This window comes from Pseudoalteromonas sp. ASV78 (genome assembly GCF_047806705.1).
Classification (GTDB): Bacteria; Pseudomonadota; Gammaproteobacteria; order Enterobacterales; family Alteromonadaceae; genus Pseudoalteromonas; species Pseudoalteromonas prydzensis_A.
Map to the genome: position 1 here is coordinate 2,605,900 of NZ_JBLOPA010000001.1, position 26,389 is coordinate 2,632,288.

Annotated in this window: 11 protein-coding genes; 4 read left to right on the plus strand and 7 right to left on the minus strand. The window is 38.8% G+C overall.

The window, feature by feature from the left end; translation table 11 throughout:
- Positions 1-20 precede the first annotated feature (20 nt).
- Genes ACMVDV_RS11765 through ACMVDV_RS11780 form a run of 4 tightly spaced genes read right to left on the minus strand, consistent with a single transcriptional unit; the run spans position 21 to position 19,021 of the window.
- Positions 21-5,192 (minus strand): amino acid adenylation domain-containing protein, encoded by a 5,172-nt coding sequence (locus ACMVDV_RS11765; protein WP_416158244.1) that lies wholly within the window; start codon positions 5,190-5,192, stop codon positions 21-23.
- Positions 5,193-5,203: 11 nt separating this feature from the next.
- Positions 5,204-14,683, minus strand: a complete 9,480-nt coding sequence (locus tag ACMVDV_RS11770) for an amino acid adenylation domain-containing protein (protein WP_416158245.1) — start codon at positions 14,681-14,683, stop codon at positions 5,204-5,206.
- Positions 14,684-14,685: 2 nt separating this feature from the next.
- On the minus strand, positions 14,686-17,925 hold the full coding sequence (locus tag ACMVDV_RS11775; protein ID WP_416158246.1) for an amino acid adenylation domain-containing protein: 3,240 nt from the start codon (positions 17,923-17,925) through the stop codon (positions 14,686-14,688).
- Positions 17,926-17,980: 55 nt separating this feature from the next.
- Positions 17,981-19,021 carry a TauD/TfdA family dioxygenase gene (locus tag ACMVDV_RS11780; protein ID WP_416158247.1) on the minus strand — a complete coding sequence of 347 codons (1,041 nt, stop codon included), beginning with the start codon at positions 19,019-19,021 and terminating at the stop codon, positions 17,981-17,983.
- 554 nt (positions 19,022-19,575) lie between these two features.
- Here ACMVDV_RS11780 and ACMVDV_RS11785 point away from each other — a divergent pair.
- The 4 genes from ACMVDV_RS11785 (at position 19,576) to ACMVDV_RS11800 (ending at position 23,310) form a co-directional block, all read left to right on the plus strand.
- The gene (locus ACMVDV_RS11785; RefSeq protein ID WP_416158248.1) at positions 19,576-20,427 is read left to right on the plus strand and encodes an IS630 family transposase; all 852 of its coding nucleotides are present in this window, start codon (positions 19,576-19,578) and stop codon (positions 20,425-20,427) included.
- Positions 20,428-20,862: 435 nt separating this feature from the next.
- Positions 20,863-21,102, plus strand: a complete 240-nt coding sequence (locus ACMVDV_RS11790) for a type II toxin-antitoxin system ParD family antitoxin (protein WP_416158249.1) — start codon at positions 20,863-20,865, stop codon at positions 21,100-21,102.
- The gene (locus tag ACMVDV_RS11795; protein WP_416158250.1) at positions 21,102-21,395 is read left to right on the plus strand and encodes a type II toxin-antitoxin system RelE/ParE family toxin; all 294 of its coding nucleotides are present in this window, start codon (positions 21,102-21,104) and stop codon (positions 21,393-21,395) included. The genes ACMVDV_RS11790 and ACMVDV_RS11795 overlap by 1 nt, the downstream gene beginning before the upstream one ends.
- Positions 21,396-22,195: 800 nt before the next feature.
- A protein-coding gene (locus ACMVDV_RS11800; RefSeq protein WP_416156808.1) for an IS3 family transposase occupies positions 22,196-23,310 on the plus strand; the annotation gives its coding sequence in 2 pieces (ribosomal slippage) (positions 22,196-22,448 and positions 22,448-23,310; 1,116 coding nt in all).
- Here ACMVDV_RS11800 and ACMVDV_RS11805 read toward each other — a convergent pair.
- The 3 genes from ACMVDV_RS11805 to modF all read right to left on the minus strand — a co-directional run bounded on the left by ACMVDV_RS11805 (position 23,297) and on the right by modF (position 26,275).
- Positions 23,297-24,037 carry a hypothetical protein gene (locus ACMVDV_RS11805; RefSeq protein ID WP_416158251.1) on the minus strand — a complete coding sequence of 247 codons (741 nt, stop codon included), beginning with the start codon at positions 24,035-24,037 and terminating at the stop codon, positions 23,297-23,299. The genes ACMVDV_RS11800 and ACMVDV_RS11805 overlap by 14 nt on opposite strands.
- A gap of 180 nt (positions 24,038-24,217) precedes the next feature.
- Positions 24,218-24,454, minus strand: a complete 237-nt coding sequence (locus tag ACMVDV_RS11810) for a hypothetical protein (protein ID WP_416158252.1) — start codon at positions 24,452-24,454, stop codon at positions 24,218-24,220.
- 378 nt (positions 24,455-24,832) lie between these two features.
- Positions 24,833-26,275: a molybdate ABC transporter ATP-binding protein ModF gene (modF, locus tag ACMVDV_RS11815; RefSeq protein WP_416158253.1), complete on the minus strand. Its 1,443-nt coding sequence runs from the start codon at positions 26,273-26,275 to the stop codon at positions 24,833-24,835.
- Positions 26,276-26,389: the final 114 nt, after the last annotated feature.

The following is a 26,389-nucleotide window of genomic DNA, read 5'->3' on the forward strand; positions in this document are numbered from 1 at the left end:
TGGTACTAATCCTTGTATTTTTAAAAAACGAGAGATTCCATTGAATCAGTTTTAGTTACATCTCTGAGATTCGCATCTATGTATTCAGCCAATTCCTTAATAGTTTGATTTTCAAAGACTTGATTAAGAGCCAGGCTGATATTAAATTTTTGATTGATCACACTAACTAAGCGTGTGGCGCTGAGTGAGTCACCTCCAAGATCGAAGAAATTAGACTCAACACCAATTGATGGATTGCTAATTTCCTTCACCCAAATAGACAATAGTTTTTCTTCTGTCTCAGTTGAAGGTTTAACCTTGTCTACGATGGATACCTGGCTTAATGCCTGATCAATTGAAAGTTCACTCAATGCCTTTCGATCTACTTTGCCATTCACTGTGAGCGGAATGTCATCAATTGATATAATCAAAAAAGGTACTAAATAATTAGGCAATCGCACCTTGAGAAACTTTTTCATTACGCGATTAACTTCACCAATTTCATCCGGCAAACTGCCAGAAATATAAGCAACTAATTTTTTACCTGAGTCATGCTCATGCACTATTACAGCCGCATGATTAACACTTGGATGACTCTCCAGTCCCCGTTCTATTTCTGCTGGTTCAATTCTAAAGCCCCTCAATTTAATTTGGTTATCCATACGCCCAAGCATAATTAGAGTGCCATCAGGCTCCCAATAAACTTGATCGCCTGTTTTATAAAGCCTGCGACTACAACCTTCATGGGGAAGTTTAACCTCTACAAATTTATGCTTCGTCAGCTCAGGACTATTGAAGTAGCCTTTGGCTAATCCATCACCTCCTAAGAACAACTCTCCAGGTGAACCTATAGGTGCTAAATGATGGTGTTCATCCAATACATAGGCATAGGTATTATCTAAAGGAGTTCCTAAAGGAATAGCAAAGCGGCTATCTAGTGTCTGAGGTACTTGGTAAAAAGTACTAAAAACAGTATTTTCAGTTGGGCCATAACCATTACATAATTTAACCGTTGAATCTTTTTGATATAAGCGTCTAGCTGATACTGGATTAAGTACATCTCCACCAACAGTTAGATACCTTAGCCCAGTTTTTCCATAGGGTAATTGCTCGACCCAGCGTTCAAATAAGGCGGCAGTTAAAAATGCAGTGTTAACTTGATAGGTTTTTATTACCTGATTTAGTCGATTTAGATCGATCTGTGGTTCAGGGTATAGGATCAACTCTCCGCCGCTGAGCAAAGGCAACCATATTTCCTCGGTTGCAGCATCAAAGGCCAATGCAGACAAGTGCAACATCACCATATCTTTACCAAGCAACTGACGAACAGCTTGGTTTTTAAACAGACGCAGTATCCCTCGTTGACAAACTTCTACTCCTTTTGGCTCACCAGTAGAACCCGAGGTAAATATAATGTTCAGTAAGCTAGATGACGTATCTTTAGCAACATACTCTTTAGATAAAGAGCCACTAACTTTAATCGCCTGATCAATATCACTACTACTTGTTGAATCAAGTAACAATTGGTTTGCAGCACCATCTTCATAGACCACATAGTTAGCTGCGCTGGTTTTTAACATTTGCTTAATCCGAGGGATGGGGTATCTCACATCAATCGGAACATAGCTCGCTCCTAGTTTGATAATACCAAGCATTGCCACCAACATATTCAATGAACGTGAGGTAATGATTGCGACCCTTTGCCCAACAGCGACACCTTGATCGGTCAAATATCGAGCAAACTGATTACTTTTTTCATTTAATTCTCTGTAGCTAAGCTGATGATGAGCAAATCGTACTGCTATTTTTTCAGGTGCAGCTTGTGCCTGTTGGTGAAATACACTTGAGATGGACAACTCAGACACATCAAACACAGATGTGCGATTAAACGCGATTAATTCTTGTTGGTCTTGTGGACTTATGGCATAAATTGATGCATCAGGTCCGGCAACCATCGTCCTTAATGTGGTTTCATAATAGTTTACGATGCGCTGAATCTGCTCATATGAGAAAGCTTGCTGGTCCCAAGTTAATCCAACCTGCAGTCGCTTATCCTTCATACGATTAAAGTTAACCGATAACTTAAACTCATTTGCTGTGTTGGCCTTTATACTTTTGACTTTGTTTAACTGTTGGCTGCTGTCTTGGCTAACAGCAGTGAAGTCTAAGAAGTTAAAGGAGTACTTAAACAACTCTGAATGTTCTGTCACATCCAAAATACAACTGAGCGGGAAGTGCCTTTGTTGCCAAATACTTCGCTCGCCTTCGCTCGCGGCAAAAATAAGTTGTTGCCAGCTACTTTGATTAACCTTTAATCTAAAAGGCAGCACGGTGACAAATAGCCCCAAACTCTGACTACTTCCTTCTAACTCAGGACGTCCATGTAGACTCAAACCTGTAATGAGGTCTTGTTCACCGCTAAAGGTTTTAAGAACATGCAAATGAGCGGCAAGCGCAATAGACTTTAGTGATACCTTTAATTGCTTAGCCAAACTATCCAACTTAGCAGTAAGGTCGAAATCCAATGAATGAATAAAACTACTTTTTTCACTGCTGCAGATCTTATTGGGTGTTGGTATACTAGCAAATTCAACACCCTGAAGGTAATTTTTCCAAAATTCGGTGTTCTCTTGGTTAGCAATCGCTTGCTGCTCTGCAGCAATAAAGTTTACATACTGAGGAGAATTCAGCAGCTTTGCTTCTCTTTGTTCGAGCTCTGCCTGATACAATTCAGACAATTCTTTAAATAGAATCTCTACACTCCAACCATCAAGCAAGGCATGATGCTCAATCCAAGTCATTTCAGCTCTATCGTCAGCTAAATTATGAATATGAACGTTAAAGAGTGGCGCATTTTCCACGACTAATCGCTTGGTTAGTGCCTGCTTATAAGCTTGATCCAAGCTTTTCTCCTGAGCTTGAAGACTAAGCGCACTTAAATCCGTGTATTCCAGTGGTAACTTAGCACTTTCATGAACCAACTGTAATGGGATACTGAAACCTTGCATATGAAAGCTGGTACGCAAAATATCATGACGTGATATAAGCTGGGATAAAGCCGATTTAAAGGCAGAAATGTCGATTAATGTATCCAAGCTAAAACGCGAAACATTGTGATAAAGACTGGTGGCCTTTTCTGTATCCGAGTTATTTTTACTGGCATAATGGAATATCATCCCTTCTTGCAGTTTAGATACCGGATAAGCGTTAGTGACTCCAGATGGAAGCTTTACTTTATCTTTTTCAGGGCATAAAGCAAAAGGCTTAACCACTTCAACTAGATTTTGGCTAGCTTGAGGTTGGATATTAGCAGCTAAGACTTCCAGTATAGGATATGAAAATAAGTCTGCGATTTTAATTCCATAACCAGCTGCGCGTATTTTACTTACTACCGCCAGAGACTTGATCGAATCTCCACCTAAATTAAAGAAGTGGTCTTGCACACCGATTTTTTCGATATCAAGTGCTGACTGCCAAGCATCTACTATCACTTTCTCCACAGCGGAGCTTGGCGCTTTATAAGATTTTTTCGCAACTTGTGTTTGCTGAGACGGTAACAAAGCACTGCGTTCAATTTTGCCATTTTGATTGAGCGGTAATGTCTCCAAATATTGAAATGTCACAGGGATCATATATTGAGGCAATTGCTTATGTAATTGCTGAACAATTTCATCAATATTAAGTTGCTCAACTCCGGGTTTCAAAACTAGATAGGCCGCCAGATTTTTATCGCCTTCTAAGCTTTCAAAAGGATTAACAACTGCAGCTGAAATACCTGGAATTTGCGTCAAACTGGACTCGATTTCACCCAATTCAATTCTGAACCCTCTAATCTTAACTTGCTGATCAGCCCGTCCTACGTAATGGAACTCACCATTCAACATGCGCTTTACCAAATCTCCGGTACGATACAAGCGCAGATTATTTATAGTGGGATGATTAATAAAACGTTCTGCCGTCAGTTCTTTTCTATGCAAATACCCCCGAGTGACACCCGCTCCTGAGATATATAACTCCCCTACCACTTGATCTGGGATAGGTTGTAATGTTTCACTAAAAACAAACCCTTCAAGATCGTTTAACAACCGCCCAATAGGACTGGCGCTTTTAGCACAATCTTCGGCCGTCACCTTGTAATAGCTTGCATGCACTGTGGTCTCAGTAATACCGTACATATTTACAATTTGTGGAACCTGAACCTCAGAATTATTTTTAAAGCCATTAAATACAGGTTTAAGCTTACTGGGTTCTAAGGCTTCACCACCAAAAATAATGTATCGCAACTGGCTTTCTGAAAGCTGAGCAATATAGTGGGGCATCAGGTTATAAAATGCCGTTGGCGTTTGATTTAAAACAGTAACACCATGTTTTAGCAAAAGTTTTGCTATTAACCCTGGTGAGCGGCAAATATCTTGCGAAGGAATAACTAAGGTTCCACCGTGCAGTAAGGCGCCAAAAATCTCCCAAACTGAAAAATCAAAGGCATAAGAGTGAAATAACACCCAAACATCTTCGCTATTAAATTGATAATGTTCACCGCAGCTATCAAACAAACGCATAACATTATTATGTTCAACCATCACACCTTTTGGCAGTCCTGTGGATCCTGAGGTGTAAATGATGTATGCCAAGGATTCAGTATTGGCACTTGGTGGCAAATTCTCCTCCGAGACTCCGGCTAACTCCTGTCGAATATCAGAGTGATCGACACTAATAAGCTGAGTTTCATCAAAATCTGAGGTGAATAAATTAGCCACGCTTTGCTGAGTTAATACCAATGAAAGCTGACTATCCTTGATTATATATGTAAGGCGATCTCTGGGATTATTAGGATCAAGAGGTACGTAGGCAGCTCCTGATTTAAGTATCGCCAATATGGCTACAATTAGCTCTATCGAACGGTCACACATTAACCCGACCAAACCTTCTGACCGCAATAACTTTTGATTCAAATAATGAGCTAAACGGTTGGCTCTTTTATTTAGCTCGCCATAGCTAATTTGTTGCTCATCCATAATTACAGCGATATTATCAGGATGGAGCTTGGCAATGTTTTCGAATATTTCAGTAATAGAAGATACCGATGACAATAACGGTCTACCAGTTCCCCCACTCATTGCTTTCTGGCGCTTCACTTTATTGAGTATGGCTAGTCGCTGTTCAGGCGATAATTGATTCAACTTGCTTAGTATTTCTTGATTATTATTCTTCATTTTTAGACTTCTTATACGTTTTCTTCTGCCATCAATAACTCAGCTAATTCAGCCTCACTGAGCCCATTTAATTCATTAACTAAGGTATCTAATGAAGATGAGTTATCGACCTCTTGAGTTGCCATATCCAGTGAACCAACTCCTTCACTCGTGCTTATCTTGCTAATAATACTTTTGATTACTGTCACAAAGTGTTGTGATATTTGCTCAACAAAGCTTAAATTGTATTCACCACTTTTGTAGCTAAAGCGCACCCAATATTCATCGGCAGGCACTACGGCTATCGATAAGCCGAAATCAATATGCTCGGCAGCTGTGGCTTGTTCGATGGTTGTTTGGGTTAAGGTGTTAGATGAATTTAGGACACCTTCCGTAGGGTAATTCTCGGTCACTAATAAGGTATCAAATAATTGCTCCCCTGATTTAATACCCGTATTCTTGGCTTGCATACATGCATCATTCAAAGGGACAAACTTATACTGACTGGTTTCTAATTGTTGTTTTTGTAGGCTCTGTAATATGTCTGCAATAGACTGTTTAGGATCAATATGAACAACCATAGGTACGGTATTAATAAATAATCCCACCATAGATTGAATCCCATCTACATCACAGTCTCTTCCTGACACTATACTGCCAAACACCACATTGTCAGACTGGGTATATTGACTAAGTAGATACGACCAAGCCAATTGCATGACCGTATTCAAAGTAGTGCTGTTATCTCTGCAATAACCATTTAATTTTTGGCTCAGTTCAGCGTTGAAAGTGACTATTTTTTCGCAGTATTGTCTGTTTACTTTTTCTTGTTCTGTAGGCATCAAAAGACAAGGTTTGCTAATATCTTGTAGCGCACTTTGCCAAAATGACAATCCCTGCTCCTTACTTTGCCTATAGAACCACTCAATGTAGTGTTTATAATCTGCAGTCGGTGGTAATGTATAATTGATATACCCAGACTTATGCTCTGCAAGGCTAAATACTTCACCTAAAATAATTGGCAAGCTCCAGCCATCAGACAAACAGTGATGCTGACTAAAGAGCAAGCGCCAACGGTTTCTCGACAATTTGGCCAAATATAGACGTGTCAGAGGGTCAAGAGTGAAATCAAACGGCCTGTCATAGTTTTGATCTATGATAGCTTGCCACTTCAACTCTTGGTCTTCGCCAGAGAGAGAAGACCAATCATATTGATGCCATTCAAACTGCCCCTTTGGCAGCACTAACTGATGTATATTTGCGCTTTCAATGCCAACAAACCTTGTTTTCATAATACAATGGTGGTCCATTACCTCAGACCAAGCTTCATGCATAATATTAAAATCTGTATTAGCGCTAAATATAATATCCTGATGCAACATATAAGCTCTAGGTTCTTTTAATGTTTCAAAAATCATCCCCTGTTGCATCGGAGTAGCAGGATACAAATCTACCATTTCAGAAAATTGCTCTTGCCAGCGCGTAAATTCTACTGGTTTTACCTTAGCTAAGGGGTAATCTGATGGCGTTAGACAGGGCTCTGCGTGTTGGCAATGATCAATCACTGCAAGCAAACTATTTTTTAGTTCAACGACTAGGCTCTGCATGTTTTGGTCACTGTATTCAAGAGTGCTGTAATCCAAAGTGAAACTTAGCTGCCCCTGTTTGACCCAGCCATTTAAGCCTAATTTGTGCCAGCGAGGGTGGCTAGAACATTGATGCTCTCCTACCTCTTCTGTTGCTTCAGTAAAGCTATTATTTCCTAGGGATGCTAGTTGTTTATTAGCATCAAACACGCCTAAATAGTTAAACGCCACCGACTGATAATCATGCTTAAGGTTTTTTTCATTTTCTTGCTTAAGGGTTAGCAGACCATAGCCCAGCCCTTTATTAGGAACTGCTCGTATGATTTCTTTAACATTAAGAATAGCTTGTTTAAGATCTTGCCCCTTCTGCTTGGTGAAATAAATGGGGTAAAAACTGGTAAACCAACCTAAGGTTTGACTCATATCTAAATCACAGAAAGGTACTTCTCTGCCATGACTTTCAAAAGTGAATTTAACTCCATTTAAGCCTGACCACTGGCAAAGCCCCTGGTACATAGCAGATAGCAATAACTCGTTAATGTGGGTACGGTAGGTCAAATTTGATTGCTGTAACAGCTGTTCAGTTTGCTCAATACTAATCTTAAATGTGATGCGTTTTGTTGAAGCAATGGTTGGCCGTTCGTTAGTCTGATGCTCTTCAGGCAGCTTAAATTCTTGACATTGTTGCTGCCAGTAACTCAACTCAGCCTGACACTCTGCGCTTTCGGCAAAATCCGATAAAGCTGCCGCAAAAGATTGATAAGAATCTGTTTTATTTGGCAAAGAGATTTTCTTGTGAGAATCGTCCATAAGTTGCTGATAAGCTAAATGCAAGTCATCTAATAAAATTCGCCATGAAACCCCATCGATGACTAAATGGTGAAATAATAAAAACAGGCGCTTTTTACTTTGCTGAGAATTATCTTCTTGCAACATTATGGCCTTAAATAATGGCCCTTTTTGCAGATCAAAACTCTTTTGCCAAAAGTCGCATAATTCCTCAACCCAAGTTTCCCAATCTTTCTCCTCAGGTTTAACCTGAGTGATACTAGCTTGATGCAAAAATGCTTCATCAATATCGATATGCTGAGCTTGCCATAGCCCTTCATGATTTTGTTCAAACACGAGCCTTAGGGCATCATGCCGTTGATAAAGTGCTTCTAGAATTACTCTTAAGTGTTGCTCTGCAAAGGTAGTAGGTATATTGAGAAGCAAAGAATGATTAAAGTGCTCAGCCCCTTCAGAATTTTGCTTGAAATAGAATCTTTGAATAGGTAGAAGCGAAATACTTCCTGCCACCACTTTTTGTTCTCTGGTATCCGCAGTTTTAACCTTTACAACCTTTACAAGCTCGGCAACTGTTGGGTTGTCAAATAAGGTTTTCACCGAAAAGTCAATTCCTTGGTTATTTGCTCGCGTAACCAGCTGTATTGAAGAGATAGAATCACCACCAAGATTAAAGAAGTTATCTGTTAATCCAACCTTATCTCTCCCTAATACTTGCTGCCAAATCTCACATAATGCTAATTCAAGTTCCGTTGATGGTACTAATAAATCAGCATTTATTTGACCAAAGTCTGGTTCAGGTAAAGCACTCTCATCTAACTTACCATTAGGAGTCAATGGCATTGAATCCATCACAATATACTTTGATGGCAACATGTGACTGGGTAAATAGTCATCCAAATGATCATTAATTTCAGTCGCTAAATCATTTTCTGAGTGTTCAGAACGTTGCGGGGTAGCTAGCGTTATATAAGCAACTAGCTGTTTATTGCCCCCTTTAACTTTAACGTAAGCTTCTGAAATTTTTTCTAATGCAGATATTTGATGTTCTATCTCTTGAACTTCGATACGGAACCCACGAACTTTCACTTGATGGTCTTCGCGACCAGCAAATGCCAGTTCTCCATTTTCCAACCACCGAGCTCTGTCGCCTGAATGATACATACGACCACCCACACCTGCGATAGGATTAGCAATGAACTTGTTACTAGTTAGTTCAGGTCTATTGTGGTAACCCCTTGCCAGTCCCACCCCTGCTAGGTATAACTCCCCAGTTACCCCCATAGGCACGGGCTTGAGTTGGTGATCTAAAACATAAGCATGAATATTGGAAACTGGGCCACCAATTGTTGGTGTTTGATTGTGTTTTAGCTCCTTCATGGTACTGACAACAGAGCATTCTGTTGGACCATAGAGATTAAACATCCTGCATTGATTAGTCCAAGTATTGACGAGGTCTTGAGAACAATTATCCCCTCCCACCATAACAATTTTGAGGGAAGGAATTTCTCGAACAACTTGTGCGCCTAGTAACATGGGGGTCATAGCACAATAATTAATTTCATGAGCCAACATGAAAGCGGTTAAATCAGACTTAGGATCAGTAAAATGAACCTGTGCTCCCGCGCATATACCGTGAAATAAACATTCTCCCCCTGCATCAAATTGCATAGGTAGTACATGCATAATGCGTTCACCATGCTCGAAACCAAAAGCTTTAATATCATGCAAAATAATATTAACTAAACCTTTATGCTCAACCAACGTACCTTTAGGCACCCCTGTAGTACCTGAGGTGTAAATGACATATGCCAGATCATTGGGAAGCACAAAAGCAGGTAAATTTTCGTCATCAAAGCCTTTGAATGCATCAACATCATCAACTGGCAATATGAAGCATGGAGTTTGTACCATCTCAACAATAGTATTTAATTGCCCTTCAAGGTTTGATTGGCTCAATACAATAGGGGCTTGGGTATCCGTAAGTATATGTTGAACTCGTTTTTGTGGGTCACTGGGTGAAATTGGTAGATACGCACCGCCGGCTTTTAACACTGCCAATAGGCTAATCACAAACTCTGCATTTCGTTCTATATATAAGGCTACAAATGTATCCACAGTGAACGAAATTGCGTGAATATCTTGATACAATTTACGAATTGCATTTGCCAATTGATTCGCCCTTCTATTTAATTCCCTATAAGACAGTTTTTGATCACCAAAAACTATGGCTATTTCATCTGGTGTTTTTTCAACTTGTAGCTCAAACAACTCATGAATCGAGGTGTTTTCAGGGTAAGACCTGTTAGTATTATTGAATTGCTGAATTATTTGCTGAAATTCAGCATCAGGGATCACAGACAAACTATTAGCTGATTGTTGAGGGGATTGTAAAAGTGCGGTCATTAGCCTTTCTGACGCCGTTACAACGTAACTCATGACACGCTCGGCATTCACGCTACTATCCACATTTAAAGTAAAGTGAAAGACTTTTTCGAAATCATCTATCGATACACCAAGAGGGTAATTGGTTCGCTCTTGTGCTTCTAAAAATGTAAATGCATTCCCAGAACCTAATGCCGGGTGACTTTCAAAACCATTGCGACAGTTAATGATAGAAGTAAAAAGAGGGGCATCCCCTTCAATATTACTGCAGTTTTGCGCCAGATTTAGCGGTGTATATTCATACGCGATAAGTTCTTGTATTGATGTGCTTATATTTTTAACTAATGACAGTAAACTTTGATTATTTACACTTGCCTTAATAGGTAGAGTATTTATCAATAAGCCCATGGTTTTTTCAGACCAATTTGCACCTTGTAACCTGCCAGACATTACCGTGCCGAATACCACTTGCTCTTTACTGCAGCAGGCAGCTACAACTAATGCCCAAACCGTATGAAAAAATGCACTTGGAGAGCATTGGTTTTCGCTCGCCCATTGACGTATTTGCGCCGATAACTCGGATGAAAGTTCAGCGGTTAATTCTGCAGTTTCAATTTTCTGACTGATATTAGCCAGATTAAACGGTGCGGTAGGTTCAGAAATATCCTTTAATACTGAAGTGAAATAACTGTTCACATCTGTATTTTGTTGATAATGCTGTATTTGCCCTACAGCTTCTCGATAAGGAACAGGCGTAGATAACCCTTTTACATCAGTTTTAAACCATGCCAATAATTCATCTAATATGATATGTAGGCTTGTATGATCATTAACTAGATGATGCCAGCTTAATCTGACGATAAACTCTTCCATATGGGTGTTTGCAACACCCATATGGAATAATGGCGCCCTCGCCAGATCCATACAAAAAAGTTTACCTTGCTTCAGTATCTCTAACGCATCTTGCCCTTTAGATACCTCAATCCATTCCACAGGTATTTCGGCACTTTTCAGCACCACTTGTACTGGATTTTCTAACTGCTCCCAAAAAAAGGCAGTTCTTAGAACATCATGTCTTTGAATAATAAAATTCAAACCAGCAATTAACTTTTCCACCGCAACATGATTTTCCAACCTAAAGTAAGTGGTAACAATATAAGTATCGTTTTCGGGGGATAGCATATGATGGTACAGCATTCCCTCTTGGAGCGGAGTAAGCGGGTATATATCTTTAATGCTAACCACACCACCAGGTAACTGATTTGCAACATAATCAATTTCGACTTGCGACATATTACATAGCGTTAGCATCTCTGGCGTAATTAACTGTGTATTTTCGGGGATACCATTAGCTGGAACCTGGTAGCTATGGGACTCATTACTGTTATTGATACTTTCGGCCAGTTCAATCATATTTGCGGCACTAAATACTGATTGAACGCTCAGTTCTTTATCTTGCTTTTGTATGATTGAAACTAGCTTAACCACCAATAATGAGTGCCCCCCCAGTTCAAAGAAATTAGCTAATATGCTGATCTGCTCAGGCTGCACTTTAAGCACCTGAGCACATGCACTGATTAGCAGGTTTTCATTGTCGGTTTCTGGTGCTCGGTATTCATGATGTGATGTGGGCAGTAGCACTAAATCTTGTGGTTCGGGTAAAGCGCGCTTATCCACTTTGCCATTTGTAGTACGTGGCCATTCTTTTATCAGAATAATAGAAGACGGCTGCATATAATCTGGTAATGCTAGACCAATGGTGCTCTTTATTTTCTTAACTGTTTCCAGCTTATATTCTTGTTTGTCACAATAAACTGTGGGTTTCACATATGCGACAATAAATTTTTCATCGGCACAATCACCTTTGACTAACACTAAACAAGAATCAACCTCATCACACTCTGACAACTGATGCTCAATTTCGCCAAGCTCAATTCTAAAGCCACGAACCTTAACTTGATCATCAGCGCGGCCTATAAATTCAAGCTCGCCATTATCTAAGTATCTGGCTAAGTCACCTGATTTATATAATCTAGCTCCCTTTAGAGAACTAAAGGGGTCTGGAATAAAACTTTCTAGAGTGAGCTCAGCTTTATTTAAATAACCTTTCGCAAGGCCAGCTCCTCCTACATAAATCTCTCCTACAGAGCCTTTTGGTACTAGATTTTTATACTTATCTAATAAGTAAATAGTTTGGTCATTTAACTTATGACCAATAGAAATAGGGGTTAAATTTGTTTTACTTAACCGTTTGTAGGTTGAAATAACCGCAGTCTCGGTAATGCCGTATAAGTTAAACAAGGCATGTTGCTCACCAAATTTATCCCACCAAGGCATTAGGCTCTCAACCGATAAAGGCTCACCGCCAAACGCAATGATCCTAATATCGTTTAACGCAATGTTCTTTTTAAGAATTAATTCTGATAGCGAACTAAATGCACTGGGCGTTTGATTTAAAACGGTTACCCTTTGCTTGCGACAAAGTTCTGCAAAAAGTTGAGGATCTCTGGTACAGACATAATTTGGAATAACAAGCTTGCCTCCATACAGTAAACCTCCCCAAAGCTCCCAGACGCTAAAATCAAATGAGATGGAATGGAACAATACCCAAACATCTGAGCCACTAAAATTAAAATCCATCTCTACGGTAAATAGTAATCTCGCCGCATTTTCGTGGGTTTGTAATACACCTTTTGGCTTACCTGTGGTGCCAGAGGTATATATTACATAAGCCAAATCACTGGGTTTAATGTCTAAATCTGATAAGTTTTGAGAAGAATGATGTGATAACTGCTGTTTTAACCCTTGCTCATTTAAACACACAGCTTGTGAATCAATAATAGGGGTACGTGAAACTAAATCACTATGAGTAATTACAATGTCGAGTGCTGCATCTTCCAAAAGATATTGCAAACGCGCATCGGGATAATCCGGATCTAGCGGTACATATGCTCCCCCAGCTTTCAGTATCGCTAAAATACCAACAACGACTTCAATTGATCGCTCGAGACATAAACCAACCAAGCCATTGGTTTTAACCTTTCTATACTCGCGTAAATAACGGGCTAGCTGGTTGGCTTGCGCATTAAGTTCCATATAACTCAGTCTCTGGCCTTCAAATACAACGGCTATCGCATCAGGTGTATTTTGAGCGTGATATTCAAAGATTTGGTGCAAACATCTATCGTTAACATAATCTTCTCGAACCTGATTTAGTTGACGCGTTAAATAATCATATTCGCTGGGAGATATCACCTTAATGTCTGCTATTGCCTGATCTACATGTAAAGTTAATTGATTAAGGTAATAAAAGAAGGCTTCAGACCATTGACTGATCTGCGAGGATGAAAACAGATCTGTATTAAACTCCCATAAAAAGTTAGCACTTTCCTGAGTTTGAGTGACTTCAAGACTCAACTCGAACTTTGCAGTACCTGTATTAATTAGTCTAGATGACGACTCCAGCCCTGCTAATGTCAAAGCTTTTGGGTAAGCTTCTTGATAGCTAAACAATATTTGAGTAAGTGGAGAAAAACTTAAACTACGAGATAGACCCAACTGTTCGACGATTAAATCAAACGGTACTTCATCATGCTGAAAGTCTTCCATCACAAAGTGCTTTACTTCACTTAGCGCCTTTTTAAAGTTCAAACTAAAATCAGTTGTAATACGTATCGGTAGGGTGTTTACAAACATACCGACAAGGTCACCTAGACCTTTTCTCGTACGCCCTAATACTGGAGTGGCAATGACTATTTCTTGCTGATTACTAAGCTTCTGTAAAAATGTCCCCCAAGCAGTAAGCAAAAATACATAAGGCGTTACCTGACATGATTTAGCCAGAGCAGTAACGGCTTTCCATACATCAGCATCAATGGTATGGATTTGAGTATCTCCGCTTGTACCAAGTTTTCTTGGCCTATTTTTATCCGCTGGCAAGTCGTGCAGAACAGGAATATTAGCCAACCTATTAGTCCAATATTTAAGTGACGCCTCAAATCCTCCAGCCTCAAAATAACTCTGCTCCCAACGTGAAAAGTCCCCATAGTTAAATCCAACATTTGACTCTTCAGCAACAACATCAAGCTGCGAGCCACTCAGTCTAGCCTGGTAAAGTGCAGCTAACTGCTCAAACAACAACTCAATTGACCATCCATCCACTGCAATATGATGGAAGGTCAATTGTACCGTTGAAGCAAGTTCTGATTTAAGGTACACCAACACTCTAACTAACGGTGTGGTTCCTAGTTTAAATGTACCTTGAGCTTCTTTTGTTAGTAAGTGACTAAGCTGCTCCTCACTGGAGTCCTCAACATCAACTAACTGCAACTCTAATTTAACTCCTGTCTGAAACTTCTGATACGCTTGCCCATCTTCCTCAAAAAACTCAGCTAATAGTGTAGGATTTGCATTGAGTAGAGCATTCAAAGCAGACTCAAAAGCCTTAACCTTAAGTTCACCGACAAGTTCATAAGCGATAGAAATATTATAGGTAGATGTTTGACCTTCTAATTTGTCTAAAAACCATAAGCGTTGTTGGCTGAAAGAAAGCTGGTAATGTTCTGCTGATATATGAGGAATGGCTTGTTCAGCGGATAGAAAATTCACTATGTCATTTTTCTTTTCACGAATCTCAGAAGCTATCTGCTCATTGATAGCTCCTGCTGCCGCCTGACTCTTTAACTTTCCATCTTTACTGAGAAAAAGCTTAATACCTTTATCATTCAAATGCTTTAAAAATACAGCTGCTTTCATTGTTACCACTCCAACTCTTCTACACTTTCTTGCTTGCCTGTCGTTTCGTACATTAGTTTTTGTTCTATAAATGTGGCTAGCGATGCAACTGTGTAATACTGCATCATATCTCTCAATTGCAGCTCAAGTTGAGGATAAATATTGTTAATTTGCATAATAATTCTAATAGCATTAAGTGACGCCCCCCCCAACTCATAAAGACTTTGTTGAGTGCCTAAACTTTCAATGCCAATCTCCTGGCACCAGATGTCTGCTAAAAATATTTCAATCTCAGTGGAAGCCTGTTGTAGCTCTTCCAGGTCATTCTCCTTGGTGGGTAAGGCTTTGCGATCCACTTTGCCATTTGAAGTAAGTGGAATATTTTCTAACAGAAAATAATTTACTGGCAGCATATAACGCGGAACTTTTTTCTGCAGATGAGCTCGGCAAAGGGATTCAATAATGGAAAGTTCGGCATCACTGTTGATGGCGACAATGTACGCATTAATAACTTTCGTACCTTGCTGGTTTTCCATAACCTGGCATATTGCGTCTTTGATTTCTAACAAACTATTTAAGTAACTTTCAATTTCACCTAGCTCGATCCTAAAACCGTTGATTTTTACTTGGTGATCAACTCGGCCGATAAATTCAATATTTCCATTTGTCATAAGTCGGCCAAGATCACCAGTTCGGTACAAGCGCTGATTTAGCTGTGGATGCTGAATATAGCTGTGATTAGTTTTATCGATATCGTTGAAATAACATTCCGCAACTCCTATACCACCTATGTACAATTCACCTTCATAGCCAACAGGAAGTAATTTTTGATTTTTGTTAAGCACATAAAACGATTGATTTAGCATTGGCCTACCATAAGGAACGCTCTTCCAGTTTGAGCAGTCATGCTCAATAGGATAAGTGATAGACCAAATTGATGCCTCGGTGGCGCCACCAAAGCTATGTACTTTAGTTGACCGGCCCGAAGCCTGAAAACATTGCTCAAGCCTATGAGGTAATTTGGGGGGTAGCCAATCACCACTTAGCATCATATGTCTGATGGGAGCATTAGATACTTTGTTATTTAGTTCGAAATAACTTACCAATAACTCAGCCGAAGCCGGAACCGTATTCCATATGGAAACATTATGTTTCTCAATCAATTCAGCCCAGTGACCAGGCTCACGCTCTTTACTAGCAGTCGGGAAGACGACCGCACCGCCAGTCGCTAAAATACCGAAGAAGTCATAAACATTAAGATCAAAGCTTAAATCAGATACCGCAAGTATCCTGTCATCAGTTGACACACTAAAACGCTGATTAATATCTCGAACTGTATTTACCGCACCTTTATGGGCAATAGCTACACCTTTAGGTTCACCAGTAGAGCCAGATGTAAAAATAACGTAGGCGAGAGCATCCGCTGAACTGCATGTTGCAACTTGTTCTAACCATACGCTTGAAGGCTCTTTTTTAATAAAGTCCTCAGCAAGAATACAATTAATAGAATCAGGAAAATTTGTAGACCATTGCTCCAAGCTAACAACAGTATCTATTCTTGCTTTTTCAATCACTTTATTAACCCGATCAGATGGCCAATGGGTTTCCAACGGAATATAAAAGTGACCATTACACATAATTGCCATAGCAGAAATCAGCTGCGTGCGATCCTTAGGCATATAAATACCAATTGGTTTTCTTTCTGAAGAGCTTAAATTAGGCAGTAAATGAGAGGCCCCAACTATCTCACCTAATAATTGCTGATAGCTTAACTTACCTTGACCGTCATAAAGGGCAATATGTTCTGGTGTGAGCTGAGCTTGCTGTATAAACAGTTCATGCATACAAGGGTTATCTTTATATGCTTTAAAAGTATCGTTATAGTGTTGAATAAATTTCCTATCAGACTCGCTGAGGATGTCAATATCTTTCACTAAGGTATCAATATGCTTCGGTAGTGATAGCACAAGATCTGTAAGACGTTCAATCAGCATAATTGCTTCTTCGTCGTTATAATATTCCAGATTATGTTCAACCGAGACTTCAAGATCCTGCTGCTTTCCAAACTCAATTAAAGATATATTCAATGGATTATGATCATAACCAAGTGTAATGTAGTTTGTAAGAGTTTTAGTACCCTGTGGATGGTTGTCAAAACTCATTAGAATATGATTAAAAAGTAGGTCAAACATCACTGTCCGCCCCTGACCATAGATATCAATGTCCTGAGCTATCTGATCGAGAGGGATTTCCGTGTGCGGTCTATCGGCTAAGTTCACTTCTTTAATATTTTGCAGTAACTGAGCAAAAGTTAGTGATGTACCAAAGTTGTATCGTGCAGGCAATGATTTGGTGAACATACCAACAGTTTTTTTTGCTATAGGGGTTCTACGGTTGTGAAACACTTGACCCACTACAAGCTCTTTGGCGTCATAACTGTTCAATAAACACACATAAATTGCGGCCTGCATTACTTGGTTGATACTAACTCTATGTTTTTTTGCTAAAGTAGCAATTTCTTCAAAGGCTTGACGATCGATGGGTTTACGTTTGACTCGACTAGGTACTATGTCTTTATCAGAAAATTGATAGCTATATCTGGATACTACTGTTTGTGCTGATAAGTTATCTAAACGTTGTTTCCAGTAGCTGCGATCTCCTTCAAACTTTTCTGATGCAAGATACTCAGCTTCTTGAAAAGATTGATTTCGAAAACTAGGTGTGTTTCCTTTTATTCTCGCTATATTCCCAGATACATCATCAGACAGCAAAGCATCATATATTTGATACATGTTCTTGGTAAAAATTGCCGACCCCATTCCATCACATATTACATGGCTTAATACCAACCAGAACTGATAGTCTCCATCAGATTTTTTAACTAAAGTTCCTTTATATAAAGGGCTATCAATCTTAGTAACAGACGTGCGAATATAAGTTTCTGACCACTCCTTTATCTGGCTTTCAATTACAGCCCTAGACTCATTTCGAGTTGAATAATCAACATATTCCATTTCTCGAACAATATGTTCTTTATAGATGACTTTGGGTTCAGCTGTATTGTCATCTTGTATATGAGATAAAAAAGTATCGCTATACTTGATCGTCAGTTTAAAAGCCTCTTTAAACACAAGCTCGTTTAACTGACCTGTAATTTCGATGCAAAATGCGGCATTTGTTAATGGCAAATCTGCATATATTTTTTGATTAATGTAAACATCCCTCTGAACACTTGTCAGATTACTTGCAGCATTGTTACTCATGGCTACGCCTCGACAATAAAATATGAATTAATTATTTAGAAATTAGACTTAAGAATTACTTGATGATGTGAGCACTTTCAAAAATATACTCTCGAGCTTTCCAAGTACTTTCCAATAACAAGCATCTTAACAGCCACCTATCATTACCATCGTATTTAGGCTGATAATTACTTCGCGCATGGGCAACTCTTCGATTATCAAAAATCAAGAGATCACCTTTTTCTAAAACCACTGTGATCTTATTGCGATTAATTGAATTTTGTAGCTCTGTGAATGCGTTTTGTGCTGACTCGGTTAAACAAGCAGTAAAGGGTGGATCAAATACAATCTCTTTATCGGAATCCCCGTTCAATACGGAACAAACCTGATTTTCGTCTATATGCTCAATATCGTGTTCAAAGGTGGTATCTTTTTTTATGAGAAACTGCTTCTTTTGTAATTCTTGTTGAAGAGACTGCTCTAAATCTATATCTTTTGCCTCAAAAATATAAGTCTCAGCTTGCGGATCTTCTCTTAAACAAAGTAAGGCAACAAAATCAGCTTTGGCATCGTGAAAGCCATCTTCTACATGCCACTCAAGAAAACAATTGTTTGATCCTATTTGCTGATTTTTATCTTTAAAAATTGGAAATACATCATCAATAAAATCAAAGTGTTTTTTCCCTTCGAAGTTATAAATATAACCTAAGCCCGACACCAATATACTTAACAACTTTCGAGCAATCAGGGTACTCTCCTGATGTACCGTCTCCTTAGAACTGGGAGTTGCATGTATCCCATCAGGTAAAGGCAAGCCTTTGATCAACAAATGATGAGTTTTATTACCCTTTTTAAGCTCCAACATTTTTCTCAATAGCGACAGTGGTAATTGAGGAAATAATTTCCAGCAAGAAAAGTAAAAATCATCGAATGCGGAAACAGAGTAATTAAGAGGGCATGACTCCACCACTCTTAGTATTTGCTCTTTTTCACTTTGGCTAATTTTTAAAACATTTAGTCTAGCTTTACTCGCATTAGTTGTTCCATTTGTTACAGAAGCATTACTATTAATATCAATTTCTTCACGTAATAACACTTCTCTAGAAAATACAGCCATAATGAAATCCATTTATTCAAGATGTACATTTAAATAGGCAATGTTTAAATTGAACATTGATAAAACCTATCCATTTTAAAAGTCAAGTCATATAAAAACCCGTTTATATCAAAAGTAATTAGACTACGACTAGCTTTATAATTATCAGCACTTGATATAGCCAATACCTTTATAGCTTGTAATTCTACTTCTCTTGAAAACAACAACCGAAACAAATAAAAACACAAAAACAAACAAAAAACAAACAAAAAACAAACAAAAAAAACACAAGCAAAAACAACTATTCAACTTTCGGGTGAATTTAGTTGGCCACGTGTAACGCAGTGTAGTGGTCAACTAATTTTGGCCACAGCTTTAGAATCTTTGTATCTAACCTCTGATTCATTTGGCGCTAAACCTGCATTATAATGATGTGGTCTAATACCAATCTGCCAAATTATGTGATCTAATTAGCACACCGATACTTATCTACTTTTACTAAATTGAACTTAGAAGAATCCAAACAACTTTTAGCTTTATCACGTAAAGAGCCTAATGCAAGAAAGCGTATACGCTTGCTTGCTGTTTCATTATTCTTGGAGGGCGAAAACAGAACGAATATTGCTAAGCGGCTAAATACAGCACGCGGCAGTGTCAATAAATGGGTTTCAAACTACCTTAACAATGGCGTTGCTGGCTTGAACAACAAACCGATTAAAGGCCGTCCAGCTAAATTAACCTCACAACAACTAGACACACTGCCACATTATGTAAAGCAGTCAGCACGTTCTTCAGAAGGAGGCAGACTAATGGGGGAAGATATTGCTCAGTATATTTATGATCAGTTCAACGTAAGGTATCACACCGATCATATTTACAAACTGCTCAAAAGCTTGGGTTTAGCTGGATCACAAGCCGTTCTAAGCACCCAAAGCAGTCAAAAGAAAGCCAAGAGGCTTTTAAAAAAGTTCCAAGTGGAAACGATCCTTCACACCCCAGGACATCTTCCTTTAGATCGCATTGATGTTTGGTTTCAAGATGAAGCACGGTTTGGCCAGCAAAATCAAACAACGCGCTTATGGGCTGAAACAGGCTCTAGACCTTGCGCAACAAAACAACAACAGTTAGAGTATGGATACTTATTTGGTGCTGTGTGCCCAAGTAACGGTAAAACAGAAGCGCTGATCAGCCCTATCGTCAATAAAGACGTCATGACGCAACACATGGAATTAATATCAAAAGCCACAGAGGAGGGACGTCATGCGGTTGTGATCGTTGATGGCGCTGGTTGGCATACTATTGATACTGTACAACCATTTAATAATATAACGTTGATAAAGCTTCCACCTTACCCCCCCAGAATTAAACCCAATGGAGCAAGTATGGAGTTGGCTACGGCAACACTGTCTATCAAATCGTGTATTTAGTGGTTATGAAGAAATAGTCGAACAGGTATCGCAAGCGTGGAATAAATTCATCTCAGTTCCTGATACAGTTAAAAGCATATGCTCTAGAGACTGGATAAAATTGACTTAATCTTTATGCAGATTGGTATAATAGATTATCGCCATAAATGACGACCTACAGGATGAATAACCAGGCTTTGTGCCCCATGGATTCAGCTCAATAAATCTGTTGTTCTCCCCTCATTTACAGCTCATTCCCTTCTCTTTGTGCAAAAAATTTAAGTGAATTCTTCACACGCTCCCACAAAACCAGCGCTTTGCTAAGTGGCAAGATAATAGCTGGCTAAAACTAGCGAGGTACGAGAAAAAACCAACTGTTTTTTGCCCGTTTAATTGCCTTGATATATTTTTCATACCATAATCCAATATATATTGGTATTTAAAAGGTTTTACATCATGGCTAAGAATACAAGCGTAACATTAGGCGATCATTTCGATAACTTTATAAATCAGCAACTTAACTCAGGTCGTTATGGTTCAGCAAGTGAAGTAATACGTGCTGGTTTAAGAGCCCTAGAAGATCAGGAAATAAAGACAATGAATTTACGCAATATGCTAATTGACGGTGAAAACAGTGGCGTTGCAGATTACTCCTATGATTCTTTAATTTCAGAGCTGGACAAAGATAACCACTAATGTCGAAATTCGAACTATCAGGAAAAGCCAAAAGCGATTTAATAAAAATAGCCAAATATACTCAGTTAACTTGGGGGATACCGCAAAGAAATGATTATTTAAAACTGTTAGATAGTACTTTCCAGCAATTAGCCAACGAACCTATGCTGGGAGTTAATTGCGATTACATAAGAGAGGGTTATCGAAAACAGCCTCAAGGTAGTCACGTAATTTATTATAAAGAACATACAGCAAAGCAAATTTTAATCGTGAGAATATTACACAAAAGTATGGATGTTAACCGCGCGCTCTGAAAAATATAACGAACCTGTAGAATCACTCGTTTTTAATTTATTGTTATTGATGGTTCAACCATAGCCGAGTTCCCATTTTACTTAAATCGTTTGATGATATTCGTGTTGGATTATCGATTATTTAAGCATGCTAATACTAAGCGTTAAGCTCTTCTCATTCCCTTCTCTTTGTGCAAAATAAATTTAGTGAATTATTCACAAAGAGGGTAAGAGACGCTGCGCTTTAGAGGAAGTAAACGAATTTGTTTATTGGTTTAGAATTGACCATCACTATATAAAAGCGGTCAAAAAGAACATTAGTATCTCTTGATAGAATTAAAGCTCATACGTGTTATATGAACACTTATTTAATCCTTTATAAAGTAAGTAGATTGCAACTAGGGGAAAAATCAAAAAGTTGTATAGTGGTCTCACTTCTTCAAATAATGCCTCCAATAAGGTATGTCCCACAGAATCTGTAGAACATACCGAACTCCATAACCAAAACCGCTACATGTAACGTGTATCATGATTACTTTAATATAACTATGAATTCAACAGTCGATCTGTAACAGCTGGTGGTAAAACAGCAGAAAGTAGAAGTGGCACACTCTCAAGTGATACTGTACCGTCTTTAATTTTTCGTTTTATATAAGTAGGATATTTTTCTGGTAAGTAAGTTTCTTGAAACCAAGATCTAAACTCAGATAGCGCAGCTATAGGATAAGCATTAATTTCTGGATCACGCTGAGGTAATCCCCCCGAAAAATAATGGGTGTCAAACGTAGAATTTTCTCTTATTGTAAACACAGGAGAAAATTATGAAAAAAGCACATTTTACAGACAGTCAGATCCTCGCTATTTTGAAGCAAGCCGAAAGTGGTGTCCCGATCCCTGAGCTATGCCGTGAACATGGTATGGGTAACTCAACCTTTTATAAATGGCGCGCAAAATACGGCGGTATGGATGCCTCTTTAATGACGAGAATGAAAGAACTTGAAGATGAAAACCGTCGTTTGAAGAAAATGTATGCTGAAGAGCGACTTAAATCCGAGGTCATTCAAGAGGCTATGGCAAAAAAGTGGTGAAGGCTTCTGAGCGCAAGATATTGGCACATGAAGTCGTTAGTACAAATAAAATGAGTATTGCCTTAGCCTGTCGCACTTTCATGATCAGTGAAACGTGTTATCGCTATACGTCGACATTAAAAAATGAAAACTTAAAAATAGCAGAGCTGTTACTCGATTTGACTGAATCAAAGCGCAATTGGGGCTTTGGGCTATGCTTTTTATATTTTCGCAATGTAAAACGATATAAATGGAATCACAAACGAGTTTACCGCATTTACCGTGAGCTTGAGTTAAACTTGCGAATAAAGCCTAGGAAACGCTTAAAGAGAGACAAACCTGAGCCATTGGCTGTACCAGAAACCATTAATGAATGCTGGTCAATGGATTTTATGCATGACCAACTAGCGGATGGCAGAGCGTGTCGTTTATTTAATGTAATAGATGACTTTAATCGCGAAGGACTGACTATTGATGCTGATTTATCACTGCCTGCTGAGCGTGTGCTCCGCTCGTTAAATCAAATTATAGAGTGGCGCGGTAAACCTAAAGCCATCAGGTGTGATAATGGCCCAGAATATATTAGCCATAAACTCGCTCAATGGGCATTGAATAATGAGATCGAATTACGATTTATTCAACCTGGTAATCCACAGCAAAATGCGTATATAGAGCGCTTTAATCGAACAGTTCGTTATGACTGGCTAAGTCATTATATTTACAGTGACATTAGTGAGTTACAAGACAGAGCTACCGATTGGTTATGGACTTACAATAATGAACGCCCTAACATGGGCATAGGTGGCATAACACCAATACAAAAACTGGAAAAGTTAAACAACGAAAATTCTACAGCTAGCCTCCATTAAAAATGGGTGGATTACCCTGACGATAGGACTCTGGATATTGATGTATAATTTTTATACGCGGAGTATATTTAGATTCTAGTGATTGATCTTTCCAATATTTAGCCCAATGAATACCTAAACTCCCATCAGGCATTATGGAATCATCCACGACAATGTTATTTCTGATTAGCGAAGCGATAATTGTTGTCCCCTCGTCAAACATTGTGAAATAGCCTTTAGGGCACTCATTATTTAATACACGCTCTTGAAATAGCTTCCAGCTTTCTCCAATTATGTCCTGTTCATTATAATTAAGCCTATCGTAAATATATTTACGCAATCCTAATTTAGCAGCTCGACGATAATTACGAACAGCTTCTGATTTTGTTACTTGAGCATAATGTGCGTAATAGTCTGTAATTGCCATTACTATTGATTCAGGTACAGCATGGATCATATCTGAAACTGAATACTGACTCTCTATTTCTACATACAGACTAGTAGGAATTTCACTAGAGTCTGTCCATTCTTGAATTAGTTCTGCTATTTGTTTACCACGAGTTTTTAACTGAGCTTCTCCTTTAGCCCAATCTTGTGCTAGCATAATAATTGAACTTGGCGCCACACCGCAGAATTTAGCCAGACCTTGTAAAGACAAAAACGTTTCCCCATTAGGTAAAACGCCCATGCTTATACTATCAACTTCCTGTAGTTTCACTGGTACTAAATCTAATCTATTTTGTTTCATATAGGTTCCTATCAATTCCGTGAATAATTAATTACATTTACATTCCAATTTATTTGATAATTATGTTTAATAGTTATAACGCCATTTTAGCCAGCTAAAAATATTGGCTAAAACTTTGTGAAGCAAAAAAGCCAACTTTTTGTCCGTGTTTACAAATTTGTTGTGTTTTTTCAAGCAGTACTAGAGCTGTACTCGCACAGCATTACCATTTTCCAAACCAGTAATCTTGTCTAAAATTTCTTGAGGCGAATCATCTGAAAAAGTAATGATGTGCTCGTAAATTAAACCCTCATTGCTCTCACTTGTATCAATGTCATAGCTTAATTGTGACAACTCTTCATAAGTAATACCTAACTCTTCAGCTATTGCTCGCTCTGCCTGCTCTTGTTGCATTTCTTCTAATTGGCGACTACTCATATTCAAAAATCTCTCTATTATTTATAAAAGCCTGGTAGCTTACTTAACGCCCTTTTGGTGGTTTATAACAGTCCAAAACTGCATAAATCATAGCCTTCATAATTCCACCAATGATTACCTTTGTAAACAAATAATTAATACAGCCAAAAATCACAGCTTGTTATTTTGCAGCAAAGCGGCGGTTAATAATGTTATTAGACAAAACCACGAGCCCCCTCCTTATATAGAGCTAAACTTTGGCTTTTTAGTGTTTATTAGTAGCTTACTGCTTTAACTTTTGTCGTTGGCTTTCGTTGTACTCAACCACAACCTACGGCGGTAAATTTAACGCCGAGCTGCTCTGGTTTTTCCTAGCACCTAAAACCTAGAACCTTTTCCTTACCTAAAATCGGCCATATCTAAATAATGCTCTATCCCGGTGATTTTATCTTTTGCATGATGGTTTACATAAATCACTGTGCTACTGCCTGCGGCGCATATTTTTTCAATCAACAATAAAACTCGCTGCCGATTGGCTTCATCAAGCCCTAAACATGGTTCGTCTAAAATCAGTAATGTTGGATGTTTTACCATGGCGCGGGCAATCAATAGCATGCGTTGATCGCCATAAGACAGTTGCGTAAATGGGGTATTTTTTAACTCACTCAAACCTAATAACGCTAACCATTGCATGGCGATATCAAGCTGAATTTGAGTTGGTTTTTGATACAAACCAATGCTGTCGTAAAAACCCGACACTATGGTATTAAGCGCGGAAATACTAACCCGATACTCCATATGTAAGGCATTGGAAATATAGCCAATATGCTGCTTTATTTGCCATATACTTTCACCACTACCACGTTGATAACCAAACACTTTAATATCATTGTTATAACACTGCGGGTTATCACCGGTGATTAAATTAAGTAAGCAGGTTTTACCGGAGCCATTTTTACCACTGAGCTGCCAATGCTGCCGCGCTTGAATTGCCCAATTTAAGTGGCTAAAAATAACTTTGCCACTGTAACTGACCTTAGCATTTTGCAATCGCACTAACTCAGAGTCATTAAACTCTGGGGCACTGTGTGCTTCGTCTTTGTTAGGGATAGTTAAATCCGTGTGCTCTAAGTGTAATAGTTTGAATAAATCATCACGCTGTTTGTTATCAGGAGTAGCGAGCTGATGCTGTAACTCTCCGGCACTCACATAGCCATAATGGCTGACAAAGGCTGGGATTTCGTCTAAACGATTAAGTACAAAGACCATGGTCATACTGGTGCTTAGATCTGCCAATATGGCGTTTAATAGTTCAGTACTTTCAACATCTAAACCATCAAACGGCTCATCAAGCACAATCAGTTCGGGGCGATTACTTAATGCTTTAATTAACATCAGCTTGCGTGTTTCCCCGGTTGAGAGTGCGCGCAAACGTTGCTTAAGCAATGGCGCAAAAGCAAACCCTGTAATTAACTGTTGGCATAGTTGCTCGTCAAAATATGGGCTTGATTGCTGATAAATTAATTCAGATACCAATTTAGGGCTACTTTTACCATCGCTGATGTCGTCTTGATCCGCTAATAACTCGGCGGCAATTAATTGCTTTTGCAGATCCGAAGAGACTATTTCGGTACGCTCAAAATCACAGCTTCGCGTACCACTAATAACATTAGCCTGATCGAGTAATGCTGCTGTTATGGCCGATTTTCCTGCTCCATTACCGCCAAGCAGCAGCCAATGCTGAGCGCTTTCAACCTGCCACGTTAGCTTACTTACTACAAAACTGGCTCGCTCATCGTTGCCTAGACTGGCAGTAACATTATTAAGTTTGATTGACTTCACAGCGGTTCCTTTTAGCCCACCGAGTTTAATTTAATTTGAAAGTACATGACTTTAATTAGTATGGCTATAGAATAAAATTCACGCGGTTTAAACCTTTTTTAATCTGCCAACGTC